16 protein-coding genes are annotated in these 24,803 nt (G+C 45.2%); 15 read left to right on the top strand and 1 reads right to left on the bottom strand.

What is annotated here, in order from left to right; genetic code table 11:
- Nucleotides 1-6 precede the first annotated feature (6 nt).
- The 5 genes from CGC64_RS03025 to CGC64_RS03045 all read left to right on the top strand — a co-directional run bounded on the left by CGC64_RS03025 (nt 7) and on the right by CGC64_RS03045 (nt 11,345).
- Nucleotides 7-1,206: a glycoside hydrolase family 130 protein gene (locus tag CGC64_RS03025; RefSeq protein WP_005676672.1), complete on the top strand. Its 1,200-nt coding sequence runs from the start codon at nt 7-9 to the stop codon at nt 1,204-1,206.
- A 303-nt stretch (nt 1,207-1,509) separates the two neighbouring features.
- Nucleotides 1,510-4,668 carry a SusC/RagA family TonB-linked outer membrane protein gene (locus tag CGC64_RS03030; protein WP_232286814.1) on the top strand — a complete coding sequence of 1,053 codons (3,159 nt, stop codon included), beginning with the start codon at nt 1,510-1,512 and terminating at the stop codon, nt 4,666-4,668.
- 19 nt (nt 4,669-4,687) lie between these two features.
- Nucleotides 4,688-6,475, top strand: coding sequence for a RagB/SusD family nutrient uptake outer membrane protein (locus tag CGC64_RS03035; RefSeq protein WP_005676674.1), 1,788 nt, complete (start codon nt 4,688-4,690; stop codon nt 6,473-6,475).
- A 482-nt stretch (nt 6,476-6,957) separates the two neighbouring features.
- A complete protein-coding gene (locus tag CGC64_RS03040) occupies nt 6,958-8,835 on the top strand; it encodes a sodium:solute symporter family protein (protein ID WP_005676675.1) in 1,878 nt (625 codons plus the stop codon).
- A 44-nt stretch (nt 8,836-8,879) separates the two neighbouring features.
- Nucleotides 8,880-11,345 carry an outer membrane protein assembly factor BamB family protein gene (locus tag CGC64_RS03045; RefSeq protein ID WP_005676676.1) on the top strand — a complete coding sequence of 822 codons (2,466 nt, stop codon included), beginning with the start codon at nt 8,880-8,882 and terminating at the stop codon, nt 11,343-11,345.
- Nucleotides 11,346-11,347: 2 nt separating this feature from the next.
- Here the strand turns inward: CGC64_RS03045 and CGC64_RS03050 are convergent, their stop codons facing one another.
- A complete protein-coding gene (locus tag CGC64_RS03050; RefSeq protein ID WP_005676677.1) occupies nt 11,348-11,977 on the bottom strand; it encodes an ORF6N domain-containing protein in 630 nt (209 codons plus the stop codon).
- Between the two features lie 172 nt (nt 11,978-12,149).
- Here CGC64_RS03050 and CGC64_RS03055 point away from each other — a divergent pair, with 172 nt between their 5' ends.
- The 10 genes from CGC64_RS03055 to CGC64_RS03100 all read left to right on the top strand — a co-directional run bounded on the left by CGC64_RS03055 (nt 12,150) and on the right by CGC64_RS03100 (nt 24,799).
- Entirely contained in the window at nt 12,150-13,286 is a 1,137-nt protein-coding gene (locus CGC64_RS03055) for a hypothetical protein (RefSeq protein WP_005676678.1), read from the top strand.
- A gap of 10 nt (nt 13,287-13,296) precedes the next feature.
- The gene (locus CGC64_RS03060; RefSeq protein WP_005676679.1) at nt 13,297-15,174 is read left to right on the top strand and encodes a DNA topoisomerase IV subunit B; all 1,878 of its coding nucleotides are present in this window, start codon (nt 13,297-13,299) and stop codon (nt 15,172-15,174) included.
- Nucleotides 15,171-15,626: a pantetheine-phosphate adenylyltransferase gene (gene coaD, locus CGC64_RS03065; protein WP_005676681.1), complete on the top strand. Its 456-nt coding sequence runs from the start codon at nt 15,171-15,173 to the stop codon at nt 15,624-15,626. The genes CGC64_RS03060 and coaD overlap by 4 nt, the downstream gene beginning before the upstream one ends.
- Before the next feature lie 28 nt (nt 15,627-15,654).
- Nucleotides 15,655-17,244 carry a S41 family peptidase gene (locus tag CGC64_RS03070; protein ID WP_005676683.1) on the top strand — a complete coding sequence of 530 codons (1,590 nt, stop codon included), beginning with the start codon at nt 15,655-15,657 and terminating at the stop codon, nt 17,242-17,244.
- A gap of 559 nt (nt 17,245-17,803) precedes the next feature.
- Entirely contained in the window at nt 17,804-18,427 is a 624-nt protein-coding gene (locus CGC64_RS03075; RefSeq protein WP_005676685.1) for an HU family DNA-binding protein, read from the top strand.
- A 136-nt stretch (nt 18,428-18,563) separates the two neighbouring features.
- Entirely contained in the window at nt 18,564-20,153 is a 1,590-nt protein-coding gene (locus CGC64_RS03080) for a sulfatase family protein (protein ID WP_005676686.1), read from the top strand.
- A 139-nt stretch (nt 20,154-20,292) separates the two neighbouring features.
- The gene (locus CGC64_RS03085; protein WP_022042538.1) at nt 20,293-21,165 is read left to right on the top strand and encodes a helix-turn-helix transcriptional regulator; all 873 of its coding nucleotides are present in this window, start codon (nt 20,293-20,295) and stop codon (nt 21,163-21,165) included.
- A gap of 120 nt (nt 21,166-21,285) precedes the next feature.
- Entirely contained in the window at nt 21,286-21,990 is a 705-nt protein-coding gene (locus CGC64_RS03090; RefSeq protein WP_005676688.1) for a succinate dehydrogenase/fumarate reductase cytochrome b subunit, read from the top strand.
- A 37-nt stretch (nt 21,991-22,027) separates the two neighbouring features.
- Nucleotides 22,028-24,007, top strand: coding sequence for a fumarate reductase/succinate dehydrogenase flavoprotein subunit (locus CGC64_RS03095; protein ID WP_005676689.1), 1,980 nt, complete (start codon nt 22,028-22,030; stop codon nt 24,005-24,007).
- Nucleotides 24,008-24,043: 36 nt separating this feature from the next.
- Nucleotides 24,044-24,799: a succinate dehydrogenase/fumarate reductase iron-sulfur subunit gene (locus CGC64_RS03100; protein WP_005676690.1), complete on the top strand. Its 756-nt coding sequence runs from the start codon at nt 24,044-24,046 to the stop codon at nt 24,797-24,799.
- Nucleotides 24,800-24,803: the final 4 nt, after the last annotated feature.

The raw sequence follows: 24,803 nt of genomic DNA on the forward strand, positions 1-24,803 counted from the left end.
AAAGTTATGCCTACTTATACCGAACAAAAATTTAGAAAATTCAAAGAATCATATTTTCGACTTCTAACTCGTAAAAATCTGGAAGATAAAAGTCATTACAACGGAATATTTCAACGTTACTTATATCCTGTTATCACAGCAGAACATATCCCTTTAGAATGGCGTTATGACTTAAATCCCCAAACAAATCCATGGTTAATGGAAAGGATTGGTGTTAATGCCACTATGAATTCGGGAGCCATCAAGTGGAAAGGAAAATATCTTATGGTGGTCCGCGTAGAAGGAAACGACCGTAAGTCATTCTTTGCCATTGCTGAAAGCCCTAATGGAATCGATAATTTTCGTTTCTGGGAATATCCGATACGACTACCGGATACTGATCCGACAGAGACAAATGTCTACGATATGCGCCTGACAGCACACGAAGACGGTTGGATTTATGGTATTTTCTGTAGCGAAAGCCTTGACCCGGACGCAGCTCCGGGCGATTTGTCGTCTGCCATTGCAAAAGCAGGTATCGTCCGCACCAAAGACCTGAAGAATTGGGAACGTTTGCCGAATCTGATTTCCAAAAGCCAGCAACGCAATGTCGTTCTGCATCCAGAATTTGTTAACGGAAAATACGCATTGTACACTCGTCCACAAGATAGTTTTATTGACGCCGGAAACGGCGGAGGTATCGGCTGGGCACTCATTGATGATATGACTCATGCAGAAGTGAAAGAAGAGACTATCATCAACCACCGCCACTACCACACTATAAAAGAGGTGAAAAACGGCGAAGGACCTCATCCTGTCAAAACCACAAAAGGATGGCTACATCTCGCCCACGGGGTTCGTGCCTGTGCTGCTGGTCTACGTTATGTACTTTATCTGTATATGACCTCTTTGGAAGACCCGACAAGAATCATCGCTGAACCAGGAGGATATTTGCTGGCTCCGATAGACGGAGAAAGAATAGGTGATGTATCCAATGTGCTCTTCTCCAATGGCTGGATTGCGGACGAGGACGGGACAGTATATATCTATTACGCTTCTTCCGACACCCGTATGCACGTGGCAACTTCGACTATTGACAGACTAACGGATTATTGCCTCCACACACCTGTTGACGGTTTACGTTCAGCTGCTTCCGTGGAAAACATTTGTAAGCTCATAGAGTCAAACAAAATCGTCACAGGAGAAACGAAACAAATTTATCTTTAAAAGCAAAATGAATTTGATAGAATAGTATCAGCATAAGTTAAAATAAGTCTACACTACAAACAAGGCAATCATTTAAATTTGCACTATATAAAATAAATGTATAAACCTTTAAAAATGCAGCCTATATGAAAAGAAATGAAACAAAATATGGATGATACCTTTAATCCATACTCTAATACAGAGAAACTATAAAATATGTATATAATTTAAATAAAAGAAAACATGAAAAATGAAAAGCACAAAGTAAACTCTTTAGTTAAAAGAGTTTGTTTGGTTCTGTCCCTTTTGACTCCCGGTAGTAGCATGATGGTAATTGCTAGTGACGAAATAGCGATTGTGCAGCAAACGGGAAACATCACAGTAACAGGAACCGTAGTCGACCAAACAGGAGAACCCGTCATCGGCGTAAATGTCCTAGTAAAAGGAAGTACCAATGGAACAATCACTGATATAGACGGCAAATTCTCGCTTAAAGGCGTCTCCCCCAATTCTATCCTCACAGTGTCCTACATTGGATATAAGACAGAAACCGTCAACCTCAATGGAAAGAAAGTCCTCCAGATAATACTAAAGGAAGACTCAGAAATGCTGAATGAAGTCGTAGTAGTGGGTTACGGTACCCAGAAAAAAGTAAATATGTCAGGAGCCGTAGACGCGGTATCTTCTAAAGTACTAGAAAACCGTTCGCTATCCAATGCTGGGCTCGGTTTGCAAGGAGCTGTACCCAACCTCAACATTACAGTCACGGATGGTAATGCCAATTCCTCGCCGAAATATAATATTCGCGGTATTGGTTCCATCAACAGTGATTCGGCCGAACCCTTGATTCTAGTAGACAACATTCCCGTCACAGCCGACGAGTTCTCCCGTATGAATGCTAACGACATCGAAAACGTATCTGTACTGAAAGACGCTTCATCAGCAGCTATCTACGGTGCACGTGCTGCATTCGGCGTAATTCTAGTCACTACCAAATCTGCAAAATCGGAGAAAATCAGCGTAGCTGTCAATGCTTATTACTCAACACGTAAAATCACACGCCTGCCCGAACATGTGACCGATCCATATCAAGTAATGACCATCCAGAATCAAGCACGTACGTACAGTTTCTACACAGAAGAACAAATGGCGGAAGCCCAAAAGCGCGTTAACGACCCGTCGCTACCAGCAGTCATAGTAGACCCGAGCGACCCGAACAAATGGGCTTACTACGGACAGACGGACTGGATGGACGAAACCTACAAAAATGCAGCACCTTCCTACACTGTCAATTTCAACATTGCCCAGCGTACCAAAAAAGCTGGCTATTACCTTTCTGGCGAATACTACCGCCAAGATGGTATGTTCAAGAAAGGTAACGACATCTACGACCGTTACAATATGCGTGCTAAAGTAGATTTCCAACTCACCAACTGGCTGAACATCAGCAATAATACATCGTTTGCATTCCGCAAATACGACAAACCTAACATCGATATGGAAAGTTTCTTCCACGAGGTGAACCGCAAAAGTACGCTCGACGTAGTAAGAAACCCGGACGGAACATATACCAAATCTGGAGGTGCCATACTGGGACTGCTAGAGAATGGAGGACGTTCCGTCAACGACCGACGTGACTTTTCCACCACGTTTGCCGCTACCATCGACCTGTTGAAGGATGTATGGCAAATCAAAGCAGACGCCACCTTCCGCCGCGACAGCGAACGTACACGTAGAGCATCTTTGCCCTACTCCTACAAGCAAGGACCAGAAATGGCACTGGAACAGAACACAACTACAAGCTCTGCCCGTAACGACTCGCAGTTCTACGATAACAATGTATTCAATATATATACTGATTTCCACAAGACTTTTGCCGGCCAACACTTTGTACAAGCAATGGTAGGTTTTAACCAAGAAAACACACGTACCAACAGCTACTGGTCGAGCAGAGATCAACTAATCAGTACCTCTTTCCCAACTATCGAGCTTGCCACCGGTACTGTCAAAACCAGCGAAAGTATTACTGACTGGTCTGTTCGCGGAGCCTTCTTCCGCCTGAACTATGTATTTGACAATCGCTACATCGTTGAGTTTAACGGCAGGTACGACGGTTCCTCCCCCTTCCCGAAGAACGACCGTTACAGCTTTTTCCCTTCTGTTTCTGCCGCATGGAACGTTTCACAAGAAAAGTTCATGGAAAATCTAAAAAACAAAATAGGACTGAACACAATGAAATTGCGTGGTTCTTACGGTAGCTTAGGTAATCAGAACGTAGGTGCATACGCCTTCTCTCCACAGATGAAAGCAGAAGAAAGCAAATGGATTCTGGACGGAAAAAAACCACTTCAGGTTATCATGCCAGGTATCGTATCCAGCTCACTGACTTGGGAACAGGTGCGTACTATCAATGGTGGTATCGACTTAGGCTTCCTCAACAATCGTCTGACAGCTGGTTTTGATTACTACGTACGCTACACCGAAGGCATGCTGACCAAAGGAAAATCCCTTCCCAGTGTATTAGGTACCAGCGAACCGAAAGAAAACGCTGCTGACCTGAAAACCCGTGGTTGGGAACTTTCATTGGCATGGAGAGACCAGTTCAACTTAGCAGATTCACCCTTCAGCTATGGCGTACGTTTCATCATCTCGGACAGCCGCTCATTCATCACCAAGTTCGATAACTACGTTTGGGACACGGACAAGAACGGTAACAAAATTCGTACCTCCATTTGGACAAACGACAATCATTATGTAGGTAAAGAATTGGGTGAAATCTGGGGATTAACTACTGAAGGATTCTTCCAGAACGAAGAAGAACTTGCTAACCATGCTGACCAGACCAAAGTAGGTGAAGATGATATGGGCTACAAGTTCTACGTAGGTGACCTGAAGTTCAAAGATATCAACGGTGACAAAGAAATCAGTAACGGCAAAGGAACTCTCGCCGATCCGGGCGACTTCAAAAAAATCGGTAACAGTTCCATACGCCTCCCCTATAGCATTGACATGGATGCCAATTGGAAAGGATTTGACCTACGCATCTTCTTGCAAGGCATAGGCAAAAGAGACTGGTACGCTGGTGGCGGTAACCACTATTTCTGGGGTATTTATGCCCAACCTTGGACTAACGTACAGAAAGGTAACCTCGATCACTGGACACCCGAAAACCGCAATGCCTACTTCCCTCGTGTGAAGCCTTATATTGCAGAAAGTACCGGTTCCGAGCTTGCTTGCCCTCAGACCAAATACCTACAAGACGCTTCCTATCTACGTCTGAAGAATGTAACCTTTGGCTACACACTACCCAAAACATGGACTAGCAAAGTAGGTATCGAACGCGTACGCTTCTACTTCAGCGGTGAAAACCTGTGCGAGTTACAACATCTGAAAGCCAACCTCGACCCGGAAGCCTTGGATTCAAGCAGCAAAACCTACCCGTTGCAGCGTTCCTTCACATTTGGTGTTAACTTGAATTTCTAAATCTGTAAACAATAACAATATGAAAACATTAAAATATATTCTTTCAGCGAGCATTAGCCTGGTATTTCTCACAGCCTGCAACGACAGCTTTCTGGAAAAGTATCCGGAAACCGAACTGAATGAAGAAGCCTTCTTCCAAACTCCGGAAGACATGGCAATCTACCTGAACAACTCCTATAAAGATTTGCCATACGGATCGGACGACCTCTATTCCGACAATATCGGTGGTTATACAGCAAGCCACGAAGTATACAGTATGCTGCATGGAACCATCAACGAAAATACCGTAGGCGGCTGGAGTAAAGACGAAGATAAAGACTGGTACAACTTGCGCAAAGCCAATGTATTGCTAGTAAATGCACATAAGGTGAAAGGTGAACAGACAGATATCGACCACTACATCGGCGTAGCACGTTTCTTTCGTGCCAATTTCTATTTCAAAATGCTAAAAAGATACGGTGCCGCTCCTTGGTACGATCATCCATTGAGTACAAATGATCCTGATCTATACAAAGGAATGGACAGTCGCGAACTGATAGCCGATAAAATCATGGAAGACTTGGAATTTGCAGCCAAGAACATCAAAGCCATTGAAAGCCGTACCTACATTAACAAATGGGCAGCCTACAGCCTGCTGGCACGATTTGCTTTGCATGAAGGTACCTTCCGTAAGTACCATACAGAACTGAATTTGACAAATACCGCCAATAATTTTCTCGAAAAAGCCGTATGGGCAACCGGAGAAATCATGAAAGCCGGATTTGAAATCACCGGAAAAGGAGCAGAAGGTTATCGAGCCCTCTTCACAGGTGACCTGAAAGGTAACAAGGAAATCATCCTCTATGCCGACTACGACCGCACATTAGGACGCGGTAGTAACACTCCCTCAGTTGTAGATTGGATGTGGCACCTAAGCCGCAGTTTAGCAGACAGTTATCTCAAGTTAAACGGTTCCCCCGCCACCTCCGACCCTAATTACGCGACAAAGACCTACAATGAAATGTTTGACGATAGAGATCCTCGTATGGCAGAAACTATCATGCCGGCAGGATTCATCAAAGCCAATGAATCACTGCCTACCGTAGCCAAACTAGATTACGGATACTTGCCTCAGTTGAAATATTACCCTCGTACAGCGGAACTGAACAGTGGATATGATGCAGGCTACAATGACATCGTTATTTTCAGATATGCAGAAACACTACTCATTAACGCGGAAGCAAAAGCAGAACTGGGTACAATCAAACAGGAAGACTTGAATGCAACAGTCAACCTATTGAGAAAGCGTGTAGGCATGCCAGATTTAAAACTCGATGTAGCCACTGACCCAAAACTCACAGTCCAATATCCTGCCGTAACCGGTACACTGGCCAATGTAATTCTAGAAATACGCCGCGAACGCCGTGTAGAACTGGCCTGCGAAGGTCTTCGTTATGATGATTTGATGAGATGGAAAGCCGGCAAATTGCTCGAAGGTCCTGCCGAAGGTGTGTATATTCCTGCATTCGGAGCTTACGACGTCACTGGTGATGGTGAGAACGATATTGCCATACTAGAATCTCCCGACAAAACAGCCGGACTAACCGAAAATGAACTGTCAAAATTGCAAAAGACTTATTACCTGGTAGATAAAGACGGCAAAAAGGGAAACATCTATCTGAGTGAAGGTAACAAAGGAAACATCCGTTTCACAATTGACCAAGGCAATCCACCCAGATTCGATGAAACAAAGTATTACTATTTTCCTATTCCGTTCAGCGAAATACAGCTTAACCCGAATTTGGAACAACCTTCGGGCTGGCGATAAGTAATTCTCCACAATTTTCAAATTATAGGCACAGATTTCATAGATTTTGCAGCTCTGATAAAATGAAAGAACTGAAATCTATGCAATCTGTGCCTGAATTTTGAAGATTATCATGTATCTTTTCTAACTTTAACGATGTGCAACATAGCGCTAAAAATGCCTAAACCTCAAAGAAGAACAATAGCAGAGATATGTTTTCCCCTTGAATGTCTATTAGACGGATTCTTCTCACGAAATATAACATTGTGCAGATAAAAGAAATATTCAAATATACTCCGGCTTTCTCATTTTATTTCTTATAAGTAAAGTACTATTTTGTCAATTATTAAAGATATAGTACAAAATCAAGGTAACATAAGAAGAATACCGGAGATTTCAACATAGTATCAGAATGAGCTAAAATAATATTTGTTTCCTTGCTTCTTTCCCCCTACCTTTGCAGCAAAGAAGATACAATATATAAATCGATTCAAAATAATAATATGAAATTACACACTACCGACCTTCTTATCATATGCGCCTATCTTATCGCTATGATTGTCATCGGTCTCATTCTTAAAAAACGGGCAGCCCAGAATATGGACTCCTACTTCTTAGGTGGAAAATCATTGCCTTTCTATATGTTGGGATTATCCAACGCCTCCGGAATGTTCGATATTACGGGCACAATGCTAATGGTATACTGGGCATTCGCTTATGGTTTCAAAAGTCTTTGGATTCCCTGGTTATGGCCGGTGTTCAACCAAATATTCCTAATGGTTTACTTATCCGTGTGGCTGCGCCGTTCGAACGTTCTCACCGGTGCCGAATGGATTAAAACCCGTTTCGGAAAAGGGAAAGGTTCTACTCTTTCACATACGATTGTTATCGTATTCGCATTACTTAGCGTACTCGGTTTTTTAAGTTACGGGTTCATAGGTATTGGTAAATTTATGGAGATATTCATCCCTTGGGAAGTAGTATCTCCATTTATTCCTTTCAATGTTCCTGCAGAATATGTTCCTCATGTATATGGTATTTTCTTTACTACCATCGCCACATTCTATGTGATGCTCGGCGGAATGCTGAGTATCGTATGGACAGATGTCGTTCAGTTTCTGATAATGACCGTGGCAGGCATCGTTATTGTCGTCATTGGTATGCAGATGGTGGCACCGGACATGATTCACTCATTTGTTCCTGCCGGCTGGGATTCGCCCTTCTTCGGCTGGACACTTGATATCGACTGGAGCAGCCGGATGAATCTCCTTACCGAGCGAATGGCCAACGAGCCTTACAGTCTGATAAGCATATTTGTTATGATGGCGTTGCTGAAAGGAATCTTTATGAGCATGGCTGGTCCCGCTCCTAACTATGATATGCAGAAGATTCTGTCCTGCAAGTCTCCGAAAGAAGCGGCAATGATGAGTGGTTCTGTATCTGTGGTGTTATTAATCCCCCGCTACCTGATGATTATGGGATTCGCATTGCTGGCTATTTACTTCTTCAAGGAAGACGGCGGAATGACACAAATGGAAGTTACACGAACGGACTTTGAGACGATTCTTCCTCACTTGATTACCCGTTATGTACCTTCCGGATTAGCTGGTCTGTTATTGGCGGGACTACTGGCAGCGTTCATGTCTACTTTCGCTTCAACGGTGAATGCGGCTCCTGCATATATCGTGAATGACATTTATCTGAAATACATCAATCCGAAAGCGAGTGTAAAAACGCAGATACGCAGCAGTTATGTGATTTCTGTTGCAGTGGTAGTGGTCAGCACCGTTATCGGATTCTTTCTGAAAGATATTAATGAAATCTTCCAATGGATTGTAGGTGCACTCTTTGGTGGATACATCGCAGCCAACGTACTCAAATGGCATTGGTGGCGTTTCAACGGCGAAGGCTATTTCTGGGGAATGACTGCCGGAGTAATAGCGGCAATCGTCATGAAATTCACTGTTCCCGACGCATGGGTATTGTATTTCTTCCCCGTTCTGTTCGGGGTTTCCCTGATAGGATGTATCGCCGGAACGTATAGCGCACCTCCGACTGACGAAGAGACACTGATCAACTTCTACACCCGTGTCCGCCCATGGGGCTGGTGGAAACCGATAGAAGAAAAAGCATTGGCGCGTTATCCTCATATCCAGCCGAACAAGAACTTCAAAAGGGATGCTTTCAACGTAGCAATCGGTATCATCTGGCAATGTGCGCTTACTATCATTCCGATGTATCTCGTTGTCCGCGAGCAACTGGGGCTCTGGAGCTCTATCGCTTTGCTTTTAGTCACCACACTCATACTAAGGAAGACTTGGTACAAACCTTTGTGCAAAGAAGAAGCACGTTACAATGAAGAAATGAAACAAGTGAAATAAAAAGAAATAATTAGCTTAACACACTAAAAACCAGAGGACTGACCATGAAAAGATTATCTGTTATCCTAGTATCATTTTTACTATATCTGCCACTAAGCGCTCAATTTAAAGGAACAGTCTATGTCGACACCGACCAATCAGGACTATTTAATAAAGGTGATAAACCGCTGGCGGGAGTTATGGTAACAGACGGCTTGAACGTAGTAAAAACAGATAAGAAAGGTCGGTTCTCTTTACCCGGATTCGATAAAACAAGATTTATCAGCATTACAACTCCCGCCGGATTTGAAACGGAGCAATTCTATCTTTCCACCAAAGAGAATAGAAAAAGCTACGACTTTATCTTAACTGAAAGTGAACGGACAAAAGCCAGGGAACATTCTTTCGTTCAAATCACCGATACCGAAGTGACCGGTGGAATGGGACGTTGGGTAACTGACCTTCAGCAATATGTAAAGAATGAAAAGCCCGCTTTCCTGATTCATACCGGAGACATCTGTTACGAACCGGGGCTGACAATGCATAACCAAATAGTGAACGCACAGACAATGGATTGCCCCGTTTACTACTGCATCGGCAATCACGACTTAGTGAAAGGTAGCTATGGCGAAGAGCTTTATGAATCTCTCTATGGTCCGACGTGGTACTCATTTGATATGGGTAACGTTCATTATGTAGTCACCCCAATCGACCACGGAGACCACCCGACTAATTATACTCAAAAAGATGTATACAACTGGCTGAAGAATGACCTTGCCATGATGAAGAAAGAACAGGCATTGATCCTCTTCAACCATGACCTGTTTACCGCAAGTGACACATTCGTATTCAAAGCCGATAAAGAGCATACACTTGACCTACGTGCTTTCAATACAAAAGCCCAAATCTACGGACACATGCACTACAACTATGTCCGCAATCAAAACGGAATCTATACAATCTGTACCGGTACATTGGATAAAGGCGGTATTGATCATTCTCCTTCTTCTTTCAGAGAAATAAAAGTAGACGGCAATGACAATATCACAACGCAACTACGGTATACCTTCATCGAGCCGCAGATTGCCATAGTCTCCCCGATGAACAATCAAATTTCCGCAGCTACCGGAGACCGGCTTCCTGTTTCTGTCAATACCTATCATGCACAGGCTAAAACATCACACGTCTCCTACATCCTAAGCGATATAGAGAATAATCAGGAGATAGCCAAAGGCAACCTTATCTCCCTCACCGACTGGAACTGGAGCAGAGACATTCAAATGCCTGCGAATGAAAACGGAAGAAAGCTACAACTCACAGTAACTTCATTCTTTAATGACGGCAAGAAAGCAACCGCCACCAGCCGATTCACTTATCAAAAAGACTTCAAGCCGGCTACAATCCCGGGCGAGGACTGGAATACCCTGCTTCAAAATGCCGCACACTCCGGAGGAATCAATAATTCTCAAATCAAGCTCCCCCTGCAACTGCAATGGACAGCCAACACAGGCAGCAACATCTTCATGGCTTCCCCTATTATCGCCGGACAGAAAGTATTTATCGCTACCACCGATGACAATATACCACTGAACACATTTGTCTGTGCATTCGATTTCAATTCCGGCAAACTGTTATGGAAATTCCGCACGGCAAACTCGGTGAAGAACACAATTGCCTATGAAAACGGAATTGTAATAGCACAGGACGCTGCCTGCAATCTGTACGCTTTGGATGCAGAATCCGGAAAATTACTCTGGAAACAATATATCAAACTGAACAGCTATCCTTACTTAACGGAAGGAATAACAATAGATAAAGGAGTAGTCTACGCCGGAATTGGTGCCGGACTATCCGCCTATGACTTAAAGACAGGACAAACAATATGGATTAACAAGGACTGGAGACAACGGGAAGGTGCTACTACAACGCTAACTGTTGCCGGAAATGTATTAGTCAGCGGAACTCAATGGGGAGGATTATACGGTAACGACATTCACACCGGAAAACAACTCTGGAAACTCTCTGATAACGGACTTCGTAACCGGGGAGCCTCTCCGGTCTATAAAGACGGGAAATTATGGATCATCTCCTCCAAAAGCTTCTTCGTCATAGAACCGCAAACCGGAAAAGTACTCCAACAGAAAGAGTTGTCAGCCAACCTGGACGTAACATCCACACCACTTATTACCGAACAGGAAATTATCTTCGGCACTGCCGACCGCGGAGTTTTCGCACTGGACAAAGCTACGCTTTTCAATAAATGGAGAGCAGAGACTTTGCCTTCGCTGGTATACACAGCTCCTTATTCCACCACTCCGCAAGCCGGAGTAGAAACAAGCCCAGTGGCATCACAAGGAGTTATTTACATCGGAGCTTCCGATGGTTATCTATATGCTATCGACCGGACAACGGGAATTATAAAAGACAAATATAATCTCGGAGCACCGATATTCTCAACCGTAGCCGTATCAGGAAACCGGATGATTGTCTGTGACTTTGCAGGAAATGTTTATTGCTTTATATCAAAATAAACTTATTCCTCATTATCGTAATGTATAAACCCAATCGGTCGTCGATGCTTTGATTTCAGAGATTCCGTTTTTTCTTTATCGGCCAATTCTGATAAAGCCAGATAAATACTATCCAATTCCTTCCGGGTATCTTCACTGAGGTCGTTTATGGCTTCCAAAGTCTCCTCGCCGATTTGGTTAATCATTGCGAATGCTTTACTTCCTTGACTTTCCAGTTCTTGTATGCGCTGTCTCAGTTCGTCTATTTCTTGATTCTTGGTATCACTGACCAAGACATATTGACGAATACTGACAAAGGCACGCATAATATTAATATTGACCTTAATAGCAACTGTTGAATGCAGAACGCTTGAAAGCATGGCTACCCCCTGTTCCGTAAACGCAAATGGAGTGTAAGCACTAAAATTATATTGGGGTATCCCAATTTGGGATACCCTACTGGACAACAAGCAGTTAGCCTCTTCATTTGTCAATTCAAACATGAAATCATCTGGAAAACGTTCCATATTACGCCTCACAGCACGCTTCAATAACCGTGTTTCTGTTCCATAGAGTTCCGCCAAATCAAAATCAAGCATTACCTTCTGTCCCCGAATCTCATATATCTTATTCTGAATAATTTGTAGTTCCATGATATGTGTTATAGTATTTCGAACAAAGGTAGCCCTAAATTCAGTTTAAACAACTACTAATTGCTTTTTATTTTCCAAAACCGACCTGCCTCTCACACAGTTTTTGCCACCCTCTGCGTTGTACTTTGAAGATTATCACGTATCTTTGCTTCCTCAATCATAAATACGAGATATGGCTATTACAATCAAGAAAGTCTCTACAAAGAGAGAACTTAAGAAATTTATCCGTTTCAATTACAGAATGTACAAGGGCAATCCGTACTCCGTCCCCGACCTTTACGACGATATGCTCAATACATTTAACAAGCGTAAGAATGCAGCATTCGAATTCTGTGAAGCAGATTATTTTCTGGCATACCAGGATGACAAGATCGTAGGACGTGTAGCCGCCATTATCAACAACCGTGCCAACGAGAAATGGGGTTGCAAGAACGTCCGTTTCGGGTGGATAGACTTCATTGACGACCCTGAAGTATCCTCCGCTCTCATCAAAACAGTAGAAGACTGGGGAAAGGAACGGGGCATGACTCACATTGCCGGACCTCTCGGATTCACCGATTTCGATGCGGAAGGTATGCTGATTGAAGGTTTCGACCAACTCAGCACCATGGCCACTATCTACAACCACCCCTACTATCCCGTACACATGGAGAAACTCGGCTTCGAGAAAGACGCCGACTGGGTGGAATACAAAATCTATATCCCGGACGCCATTCCCGACAAGCACAAGCGTATCTCCGAACTGATTCAACGAAAATACAACCTCAAGATAAAAAAATATACCTCCGGGAAAAAAATAGCCAAAGACTACGGACAGGAAATATTCGAACTGATGAACGAAGCGTACAGCCCGCTCTACGGCTACTCTCCGTTGACGCAGCGACAAATCAACCAGTACGTAAAGATGTACCTCCCGATACTCGACCTGCGAATGGTGACTCTTATCACCGATGCCGATGACAAACTGGTTTGCGTAGGTATCTCCATGCCGTCGCTTGCCGAAGCGCTGCAAAAGTCACACGGACGTCTGCTGCCGCTCGGATGGTTCTATCTGTTGAAAGCATTATTCATGAAACGACGTGCGAAAATGCTTGATTTACTACTTGTTGCCGTGAAACCGGAATACCAGAATAAAGGTGTTAACGCTTTGTTATTTTCCGATTTAATTCCGGTTTATCAAAAATTAGGTTTTATCTTTGCGGAAAGCAACCCCGAACTGGAACTGAACGGAAAGGTTCAGGCACAATGGGATTACTTTGAGACTCAACAACATAAGCGCCGCCGTGCGTTCATCAAAGAGATAAAATAAAAAAACAGCTATGGAAGAGAACGAATTGATACCTGTAGACAACAACAATGCAGTAGAGTACACTGACGACAACATCCGCCACCTGAGCGACATGGAACATGTGCGCACACGCCCCGGTATGTATATCGGTAGGCTGGGCGACGGTGCACATGCCGAAGACGGAATCTATGTCCTCCTGAAAGAAGTGATTGACAACAGTATTGACGAGTTCAAGATGCAAGCCGGTAAGAAAATCGAGATTACCGTTGAAGAAAACCTTCGTGTCAGTGTGCGTGACTACGGACGAGGCATTCCGCAAGGAAAGCTGATTGAAGCCGTCAGTATGCTGAATACCGGTGGTAAGTACGACAGCAAGGCATTTAAGAAAAGCGTCGGGTTGAACGGTGTCGGTGTGAAAGCCGTCAACGCACTGAGCTCCCGTTTCGAGGTACGCAGTTACCGCGACGGGAAAGTCCGCATCGCCACTTTCTCCAAAGGTACCCTGCTGACTGATGAAACGCAGACCACCGAAGAAGACAACGGAACTTATATCTTCTTCGAACCGGACAATACATTATTCCTGAATTATTGTTTCAAGCCCGAATTTATCGAGACCATGCTACGTAACTATACGTACCTCAACACAGGGCTTGCCATTATCTATAACGGTCACCGCATCCTGTCACGTAACGGTCTTGTAGACCTGCTGAATGACAACATGACGGCAACCGGCCTCTACCCTATCATCCACCTGAAAGGAGAAGACATCGAAATAGCCTTCACCCACACCGGACAATACGGAGAAGAATATTACTCCTTCGTCAACGGTCAGCACACCACCCAGGGAGGTACTCACCAGAGTGCTTTCAAGGAACATATCGCCCGTACTATCAAAGAGTTCTTCAACAAGAACATGGATTATACGGACATCCGCAACGGACTCGTTGCCGCCATTGCCGTCAACGTGGAGGAACCGATCTTCGAGAGCCAGACCAAGACGAAGCTGGGTTCTACCAACATGGCGCCCGGCGGCATGACCGTCAATAAATACGTAGGCGACTTCATCAAACTGGAAGTGGACAACTTCCTCCACAAGAATGCGGACGTAGCCGAAGCTATCCAGCAAAAGATACAGGAATCGGAAAAGGAACGTAAAGCCATTGCAGGCGTAACGAAACTGGCCCGCGAACGTGCCAAGAAAGCTAACCTGCATAACCGCAAACTGCGTGACTGCCGTATCCACCTCAACGACCCGAAAGGAAAAGGGCTGGAAGAAGATTCCTGCATCTTCATCACCGAGGGAGACTCTGCAAGCGGTTCCATCACCAAGAGCCGTGATGTCAACACACAAGCGGTATTCAGCCTCCGTGGTAAACCGTTGAATTCTTTCGGGCTGACAAAGAAAGTGGTGTACGAGAACGAAGAATTCAACCTGCTCCAGGCAGCCCTGAATATAGAAGACGGAATCGAAGGACTGCGTTACAACAAAGTGATTGTAGCAACTGATGCCGATGTGGACGGTATGCACATCCGCCTGTTGCTGATTACCTTCTTCCTGCAATTCTTCCCCGACCTTATCAAGAAGGGACACGTATACATCTTGCAGACTCCTCTGTTCCGTGTACGCAACAAGAAAAAGACGCTCTATTGTTACAGCGAGGAGGAACGCGTCAATGCTATCAATGAACTAAGCCCGAATCCGGAAATCACCCGATTCAAAGGATTGGGAGAGATCTCACCGGACGAGTTCAAGCACTTTATCGGCAAAGATATGCGCCTGGAACAAGTGACATTGCGCAAAACGGACGCAGTAAAAGAACTACTGGAATTCTACATGGGTAAAAACACCATGGAACGACAGAACTTTATTATAGACAACTTGGTTATTGAAGAAGACTTGGCATCATGAGAAAAGCAATATTCCCGGGTACATTCGACCCTTTCACCATCGGACATTATTCGGTAGTGGAACGTGCACTCACCTTTATGGACGAAATCGTGATAGGAATCGGTATCAACGAAAACAAGAATACGTATTTCCCTATCGACAAAAGAGAGGAAATGATTCGGGAACTCTACAAGGACGACCCTCGTATCCGGGTAATGTCATACGATTGTCTGACAATTGACTTCGCACAGGAAGTAGGAGCAAAGTTTATTGTCCGCGGTATCCGCACCGTAAAAGACTTCGAATACGAAGAAACGATTGCAGACATCAACCGCAAACTGGCAGGTATCGAAACCATTCTGCTTTTCACGGAGCCGGAACTGACTTGTGTCAGCTCTACTATTGTACGCGAGCTATTGACCTTTAATAAAGACATCAGCCAGTTTATTCCGAAAGGGATGAAGATCAGTTGAGAAGAATAGAACCTAAAATAACAAGATTATGAATAAGATTACAATATACGTTCTCCTGGCTTGCCTATGGACAGTATCAGCCGTACAGGCCCAGAGTTTCGGCTCGCCCGCCATGCGCAAGCTGCAAATGGCAGAGTTTGCAATCTCCAACTTTTATGTAGATAAAGTAGACGAAGACAAGCTGGTAGAAGAAGCTATCATTAAAATGCTGGCCCAACTCGACCCGCACTCCACCTACTCGGACGCCGAAGAAGTGAAGAAGATGAACGAACCGCTTCAAGGTAATTTCGAAGGCATCGGCGTACAATTCCAGATGATTGAAGATACGCTGTTGGTGGTGCAACCTGTCAGCAACGGTCCTTCCGAGAAAATAGGAATCCTTGCAGGCGATCGTATCATCGCCGTCAACGACAGCGCCATTGCAGGTGTAAAGATGAGTACGGAAGAAATCATGAAGCGTCTTCGCGGTCCGAAAGGCTCGAAAGTAAACCTGAAAATTGTCCGTCGCGGCGTCCAAGACCCGTTGGTATTCACCGTAAAAAGAGACAAGATACCTATCCTCAGCCTTGACGCGTCCTATATGATTCAGCCGAAGACAGGCTATATCCGCATCAACCGCTTCGGGGCAACGACTGCCGAAGAATTCAAGAAAGCAATGAAAGAACTTCAGAAGCAAGGAATGAAGGATATGATTCTCGACTTGCAAGGCAACGGAGGAGGCTACCTCAATGCAGCTATCGACCTTGCCAACGAATTTTTGGGTCAAAAGGAATTAATCGTCTACACCGAAGGACGGACTGCCAAACGCAGTGACTTCTACGCCAAAGGTAACGGCGAGTTCCGTAACGGCCGCCTCATCGTATTGGTAGACGAATATACAGCTTCCGCCAGTGAGATTGTCAGCGGCGCAGTGCAGGATTGGGACAGAGGTATCATCGTAGGCCGCCGTTCTTTTGGCAAAGGACTGGTTCAACGCCCGATCGACTTGCCCGACGGCTCAATGATCCGCCTGACGATCGCCCGTTATTATACTCCCGCCGGCCGCTGCATCCAAAAGCCTTACGACAGCTCGACAGATTACAATAAAGACCTGATAGAGCGCTTCAACCACGGTGAACTGATGAATGCCGACAGCATTCACTTCCCCGACTCATTGAAAGTACAGACCAAGAAACTCGGCCGTACCGTTTACGGCGGAGGCGGTATCATGCCGGATTATTTCGTGCCGATTGACACCACTCTTTACACGGATTATCACCGCAACCTGGTAGCCAAAGGCGCCGTTATCAAATTCACCATGAAGTTTATCGAAGGACACCGAAAGGAACTGGCCAACAAGTACAAGAAGTTCGAATCGTTTAATGCGAAGTTCATCATAGACGATGATATGCTGGCAACCTTGCGTGAAATGGGTGAGAAAGAAGGCGTGAAGTTCAATGAAGAGCAGTATCAGAAATCGCTCCCGCTCATCAAGACGCAACTCAAAGCCTTGATCGCCCGCGATCTTTGGGATATGAACGAATATTTCCGGGTGATGAATACGACGAACGAAAGTGTACAGAAGGCGTTGGAGATTCTCAATTCGGAGGAATATCAGAAGAAACTGAGAGCAAATTAATCCTTATCTCTCCCGATAGAAAACACACATTTCTCTTTCACCTATCACCGTCGGTAATCAAACGCTTTATTCATCGAGGTTTCCGGCGGTGATAGGTTGTTTCTTAACCTATCACCACATCTATCACCTATCACCGCCGGATTACGCTTCGCAATATAGTTCGGACCCTTTCCAAGCATACACAGTCATCATGACAAGGTGAACAAGTTCCTTAAACAAGCAGGAATACTTTGCTTTTCTCCCTTATATAGTTTATCTTTGCTACCGATATAGTCTACTCACCACAGCCGTGACGAATTCCTGCCACGGCCATGACGAGAAGCTACCACAGCCGTGGCAAGTAGTTACCACGGCTGTGACAAATGAACGATCAAGGCACCGGAACACAACTATCCTTATGCCTTAATCAAAGAATAAAGGCAGGACAACTTATATAAAGCCGCTTGATAACAAACAAACAACAGCTATATAACACAATCCCCTCTAAGTCCCAAAGATTATTAACCCGGTTTGCAACGACAAAATACGATGTCCTTACAAATAAAATAAATAGAAAATAATGGCAATACAATTTGAATTGTACAAAACTCCCCGTCCCAAGGACGAGACAGACAAAGAGACATACCACGCACGTGTGGTCAACTTCCAGCATATCGACACGGATTATCTGGCCAGACAAATCCAAACGGCAACTTCACTGACCGAGGGAGACGTAAAATCTGTCCTCGAATCTCTAAGCCACTTTATGGGGGAGCGGCTCCGGGAGGGGGAAAGCGTCCATTTGGATGGTATCGGTTACTTTCAGATAAAGCTGAACAGTCAGGAACCAATCACTTCGCCCAAACTAAAGGCAAACCAAATCAAACTCAAAGCCAACATCAGTTTCAAGGCGGATATCAAACTTAAAAAGTCGGTAAGCGTCGTACATCTGGAACGAAGCAAACTGAAACGGCATTCAGCCTCCCGCTCGAACGAAGAGGTTGACAAGCTCCTGACAAATTACTTCAGCAACAACTCGATATTGACGCGCCCCGACTTTCAAGGGCTGTGCAACTTTACCGCTACCACTGCCGCCCGGCACATCAGACGGCTGAAAGAGGAAAAGAAATTGCAGAATATCAATACATATTATAATCCGATCTATGCGCCGATGCCGGGGTATTATGGCAGGGCGAAGCTATGAGAAATACGATCAGAATAGTAAAAAGAACTTGCCTAAAGACAGAAAGTAGTAAAATATTCTCTATCTTTAGGCGTACAATAAAAAAATAGATGTAAGCACAAACTTATATTTGAAGAAATGCAACACCTATATATCTATGAATAAACTAATACTAACCGGCCTGCTGGCAGCCGGAGCAATGACACACATTCAAGGTGCTCAATTTGCCGGACAAGAAAACCAACAACAAGACCCGAAGGATAAAAGCCGGCGGCCCAATATCCTTTTTATCCTGAGCGACGACCATACCTCACAGGCATGGGGAATCTATGGCGGAGTTCTGGCAGATTATGCTTATAACAGCAATATCCGCCGGCTGGCAAACGAAGGTGTAGTGCTCGACAACTGCTTCTGCACCAACTCTATCTCCGCCCCCAGCCGCGCCAGTATCCTCACCGGACTTTACAGTCACCGGAACGGGCTTTATACGTTAGCCGATTCGTTGGATACTTCAATTCCCACACTGGCAACCGTCCTGCAAGCCAACGGCTACAATACCGGACTTGTCGGTAAATGGCATATTAAATCGCAACCGCAAGGGTTCGACTATTATTCCATTTTCTACGACCAGGGAGAATACCGCGACCCTACTTTCATCGAAAGCAGCGACCCATGGCCGGGCAACCGTCCGTTCGGCGAGCGCGTGCCCGGTTTCTCCACCGACCTCGTCGCAGAAAAAGCGATCAACTGGATCAAGCAGCAGGACAGCAACCAGCCTTTCCTGATGTGCTGCCATTTCAAAGCCACCCACGAGCCATACGACTACCCGACACGCATGGAACACCTTTATGACGGAGTCACCTTCCCCGAACCGGAGAACTTCCTCGACTGGGGACCGGAAACGAACGGGCGTTCTTTCCAAGGGCAAACGCTCGAAGAACTGGGACATCGCTGGCGAGTTGCTTCCAAAGACCCGGACAAGTGGTGGTGCCGCTATCCCGGACTACCTTTCAACACCGACGGAATGCAACGGACCACCGCCCGGCGTGCAATTTATCAAAAACTGATCCGCGACTATCTGCGTTGCGGAGCCACCATAGACGACAACATCGGCAAACTCCTCAAAACACTGGACGAAATGGGTATTGCCGACAACACCATCGTTGTTTATGTCTCCGACCAAGGTTACTTCCTCGGCGAACACGGCTTCTTCGACAAACGAATGTTTTATGAAGAAACCGCCCGTATGCCCTTCGTCATCCGTTATCCGAAAAAAATCCCCGCCGGGAAACGCCTGAAAGACCTGATACTCAACGTCGACTTTGCACCGACACTGGCCGAATTTGCCGGAGTGAAAATGGAGAATGTACAAGGACACAGCTTCACCGACAACCTCGAAGGAAAAACTCCGGCAGACTGGCGGAAAGAAATCTATTACCGTTACTGGACGAATCACGCTATCCGCCCGGCACATTTCGCTATCCGTTCCGAGCGCTACAAACTCATATTCTATTACGCAAAGAATCTGGACATGACCGATACGGAAAACTTTGATTTCACTCCTGCATGGGATTTCTATGATTTAGAAGAAGACCCGCACGAGAATCATAATTTGTATAACGATCCGAAATACGCTCCTATCATCAGACAGATGAAAAAAGATTTATTGAATCTTCGCAAGGAAGTAGGTGACACCGACGAGAAATATCCGGAGATGCAGGAATTACTGGAGAAGTACTATAAATAAGATTTCACTACGGAGGACACAGAGTTTTTATAACGGTGCTGTCAACTTTCTGCTCAAACATAAATGAAAGAAAAAGTTCCGTTTTCCGCAAAAAAACTTATCTTTGTTCCCGGAAGATAATAATTCACGCATAAAACTCATGCCAAAAGATTCATTTTGCATACAATACACCAACTGCACAGGATGTCCCAATGTCAACGAGAACATCCTTGTGTATAGAAACCTACCCAAAGGAGCGCATATCCCGAAGGATAAGTGCACGCAAAACTGTATGCTTTTCATGATAAAAGGCGAATTACTTATCAACAGTGAAGAATATCCCGGAAATATCCTGCGCGAAAAGCAATTTATCCTGCAAGCTATCGGCTCGAAAATAGAGTTGCTTGCCCTCACGGACGTTGAATACATCGTCTACTGGTTTAATGAGTTACCCCTGCTTTGCGAAGAACGTTACCGTGAAATAACGGAACAGGCAGAAGCACCGCTGACCTACACTCCGCTGATCATGAGTGAAAGGCTTCATCATCTCATCACCAGTATGCCCGAATTTCTCGGTGAAGAATCACCTTGCAGCAAGTTCATCGAACTGAAATGCAAAGAGTTGGCTTTCCTCATCACCAATTATTATCCGACGCCTCAATTAAGTTCATTCTTCTATCCGATCAGTACGTACACAAAAAGTTTCCATTATTTTGTAATGCAAAACTACAACACGGTGAAGAACGTAGAAGAATTTGCGCATTTGGGAGGTTATACCACCACTACTTTCCGCCGGCTTTTTAAAAACCTCTACGGCATACCTGTATACGAATGGATACTGGAGAAAAAGCGGGAAGGCATTCTGGAAGATCTCCAGCGTACCAATATGCGAATTACAGAGATTTGTAACCGCTACGGTTTCGACTCTCTATCCCACTTCGCACACTTTTGCAAAGACTCTTTCGGCGACACTCCCCGAGCGCTGCGAAAGAAGGCGGCCAACGGTGAAAAAATCGGAAAGGTTGCCGATTAAGGAATAATTTCTTTAATTCCTTGCTCAATCAATCTATTTCCCCTATTTTTGCAGTCCGTAAGAGGTGTAAAACGTTGAAATTTTAGTTCTAACAATTAAATAATTTAAATTCAATCATTTATGTGGTTAAGTAATTCATCTGTAGGAAGGAAAGTGGTGATGAGCGTTACCGGTATCGCCCTTGTCCTGTTTCTAACATTTCACATGGCGATGAACCTGGTTGCAATCATCTCGGCTGATGGTTACAACATGGTTTGTGAGTTCCTGGGAGCAAACTGGTATGCGTTAGCGGCTACCGTAGGACTGGCTGCTCTTTTCGTAATTCACATCATCTATGCCTTCTGGCTGACAATGCAGAATCGCAAAGCGCGTGGTAGCGAACGCTATGCAGTGGTTGACAAGCCGAAAACCGTTGAGTGGGCTTCTCAAAACATGCTGGTGTTGGGTCTTATCGTAATCGTAGGCCTTGGCTTACACTTGTTCAACTTCTGGGCAAAAATGCAGTTGCCGGAACTGATGCACAACATGGGTATGCACGCCGACACACTGACGTTGGCTTATGCCGCAAACGGTGCTTATCACATCCAGCAGACTTTCTCTTGCCCGATTTACGTGGTTCTTTACCTCGTTTGGCTGTTTGCTCTGTGGTTCCACCTTACTCACGGTTTCTGGAGCTCTATGCAATCACTGGGGTGGAACAACAAAGTATGGATCAACCGTTGGAAATGTATTTCTAACATCTATTCAACGATTGTAGTACTCGGTTTCGCACTCGTAGTAGTGGTATTCTTCGCGAAATCACTGATTTGTGGCGGTGCTTGCTAAATAGTAAATTGTAAATGATTAAATTGTAAATAATATTATGATCAAGATAGATTCAAAAATTCCAGAAGGCCCGGTGGCTGAGAAATGGACCAACTATAAAGCTCACCAGAAATTGGTGAATCCCGCTAATAAACGTCGTTTGGATATCATCGTTGTGGGTACGGGTCTGGCAGGTGCTTCTGCCGCTGCTTCACTCGGTGAAATGGGTTTCAGAGTATTCAACTTCTGTATTCAGGACTCTCCGCGTCGTGCACACTCTATCGCTGCACAAGGTGGTATCAACGCAGCCAAGAACTATCAGAATGACGGTGACTCGGTTTACCGTTTGTTCTATGATACAGTAAAAGGTGGTGACTACCGTGCCCGCGAAGCTAACGTATATCGTCTGGCTGAAGTATCAAACGCTATCATCGACCAATGTGTAGCTCAAGGTGTTCCTTTCGCTCGCGAATACGGCGGTACGCTGGACAACCGTTCTTTCGGTGGCGCACAGGTTTCACGTACTTTCTACGCTAAAGGTCAGACAGGCCAGCAGTTGTTGCTGGGTGCTTACTCCGCACTGAGCCGTCAGGTAAACGTAGGTACTGTAAAACTTTACACCCGCTATGAAATGCAGGACGTTGTCATCGTTGACGGACGTGCCCGCGGTATCATTGCCAAAAACCTTGTAACAGGTAAATTGGAACGTTTCGCCGCTCACGCAGTAGTTATCGCTACCGGTGGTTACGGAAACGCTTACTTCCTGTCTACAAACGCTATGGGTTGTAACTGTACGGCTGCTGTTTCTTGCTACCGCAAGGGTGCCGTATTTGCTAACCCCGCATACGTTCAGATCCACCCGACTTGTATTCCGGTACACGGTGACAAACAGTCTAAACTGACATTGATGTCCGAATCTCTTCGTAACGACGGTCGTATCTGGGTTCCGAAGAAGAAAGAAGACGCTGTGAAACTCCAGAAGGGCGAAATCAAAGGAAGCGATATTCCTGAAGAAGACCGCGACTACTACTTGGAACGCCGCTATCCGGCATTCGGTAACCTGGTTCCGCGTGACGTTGCCAGCCGTGCCGCTAAAGAACGTTGCGACGCAGGTTTCGGTGTAAACAACACCGGTTTGGCCGTATTCCTCGATTTCTCCGAAGCTATCAACCGTTTGGGCATCGACGTTGTTCTTCAACGTTACGGCAACCTCTTCGATATGTATGAAGAAATCACCGACGTTAATCCGGGCGAACTGGCAAAAGAAATCAATGGCGTGAAATATTATAACCCGATGATGATTTATCCGGCTATCCACTATACAATGGGTGGTATCTGGGTAGACTACGAACTGCAAACCACCATCAAAGGTCTGTTCGCTATCGGTGAATGTAACTTCTCCGACCACGGTGCAAACCGCCTTGGTGCTTCTGCATTGATGCAAGGTCTGGCCGACGGTTACTTCGTATTGCCTTACACTATCCAGAACTATCTGGCAGACCAGATTACTGTTCCCCGTTTCTCTACTGACCTTCCCGAATTTGCGGAAGCGGAAAAAGCTGTTCAAGCTAAGATCGACAAGTTCATGAGCATACAAGGTAATGAATCTGTTGATTCTATCCACAAGAAACTGGGTCACATCATGTGGGAATATGTAGGTATGGGACGTACGGCAGAAGGCTTGAAGAAAGGTATTGCTGCACTGAAAGAAATCCGCAAGGAATTTGAAACCAACCTGTTTATCCCCGGTTCTAAAGAAGGCATGAACGTAGAGCTTGACAAAGCAATCCGCCTGTACGACTTCATCACAATGGGTGAACTTGTTGCTTACGATGCATTGAACCGTAACGAAAGTTGTGGTGGTCACTTCCGTGAAGAATACCAGACTGAAGAAGGAGAAGCCAAACGTGATGACGAAAACTTCTTCTACGTAGCTTGCTGGGAATATCAAGGTGACGATGAAAAGGCTCCGATATTGATCAAAGAACCGCTGGTATACGAAGCTATCAAGGTTCAGACCCGTAACTACAAGAGCTAATCGGTGAAGTTAAACATTTAAAAGAATTAGAAGACAATGGATAAAAATATATCATTTACACTGAAGGTATGGCGCCAAGCTGGTCCGAAAGCTAAAGGTGCTTTTGAAACCTACCAAATGAAAGATATTCCCGGTGATACTTCCTTCCTCGAAATGCTGGATATTCTGAACGAACAGCTCATCAGCGAAAGAAAAGAACCGGTAGTATTCGATCACGACTGCCGCGAAGGTATCTGCGGTATGTGTTCTCTTTACATCAACGGACATCCGCACGGTCCTGCAACAGGTGCTACTACCTGCCAGATTTATATGCGTCGCTTCAACGACGGTGACACCATTACCGTTGAACCTTGGCGTTCGGCCGGTTTCCCTGTTATCAAGGACTTAATGGTAGACCGTACCGCTTACGACAAAATCATGCAGGCAGGTGGTTACGTGAGCGTTCGTACAGGTGCTCCGCAGGATGCCAACGCTATCCTGATACCGAAGCCTGTGGCCGATGAAGCTATGGATGCCGCTTCTTGTATCGGTTGCGGTGCTTGTGTAGCTGCATGTAAGAATGGTTCTGCTATGTTATTCGTTTCTGCAAAGGTCAGCCAGTTGAACTTGCTTCCGCAAGGTAAACCGGAAGCTTTGCGCCGCGCAAAAGCCATGTTGTCTAAAATGGACGAACTGGGATTCGGTAACTGTACCAATACTCGCGCTTGCGAGGCGGAATGTCCGAAGAACATCTCTATCAGCAACATCGCCCGCTTGAACCGCGACTTCATCATCGCAAAACTGAAAGACTAAATTT

It is taken from the genome of Bacteroides caccae, from assembly GCF_002222615.2.
GTDB classification, from domain to species: domain Bacteria; phylum Bacteroidota; class Bacteroidia; order Bacteroidales; family Bacteroidaceae; genus Bacteroides; species Bacteroides caccae.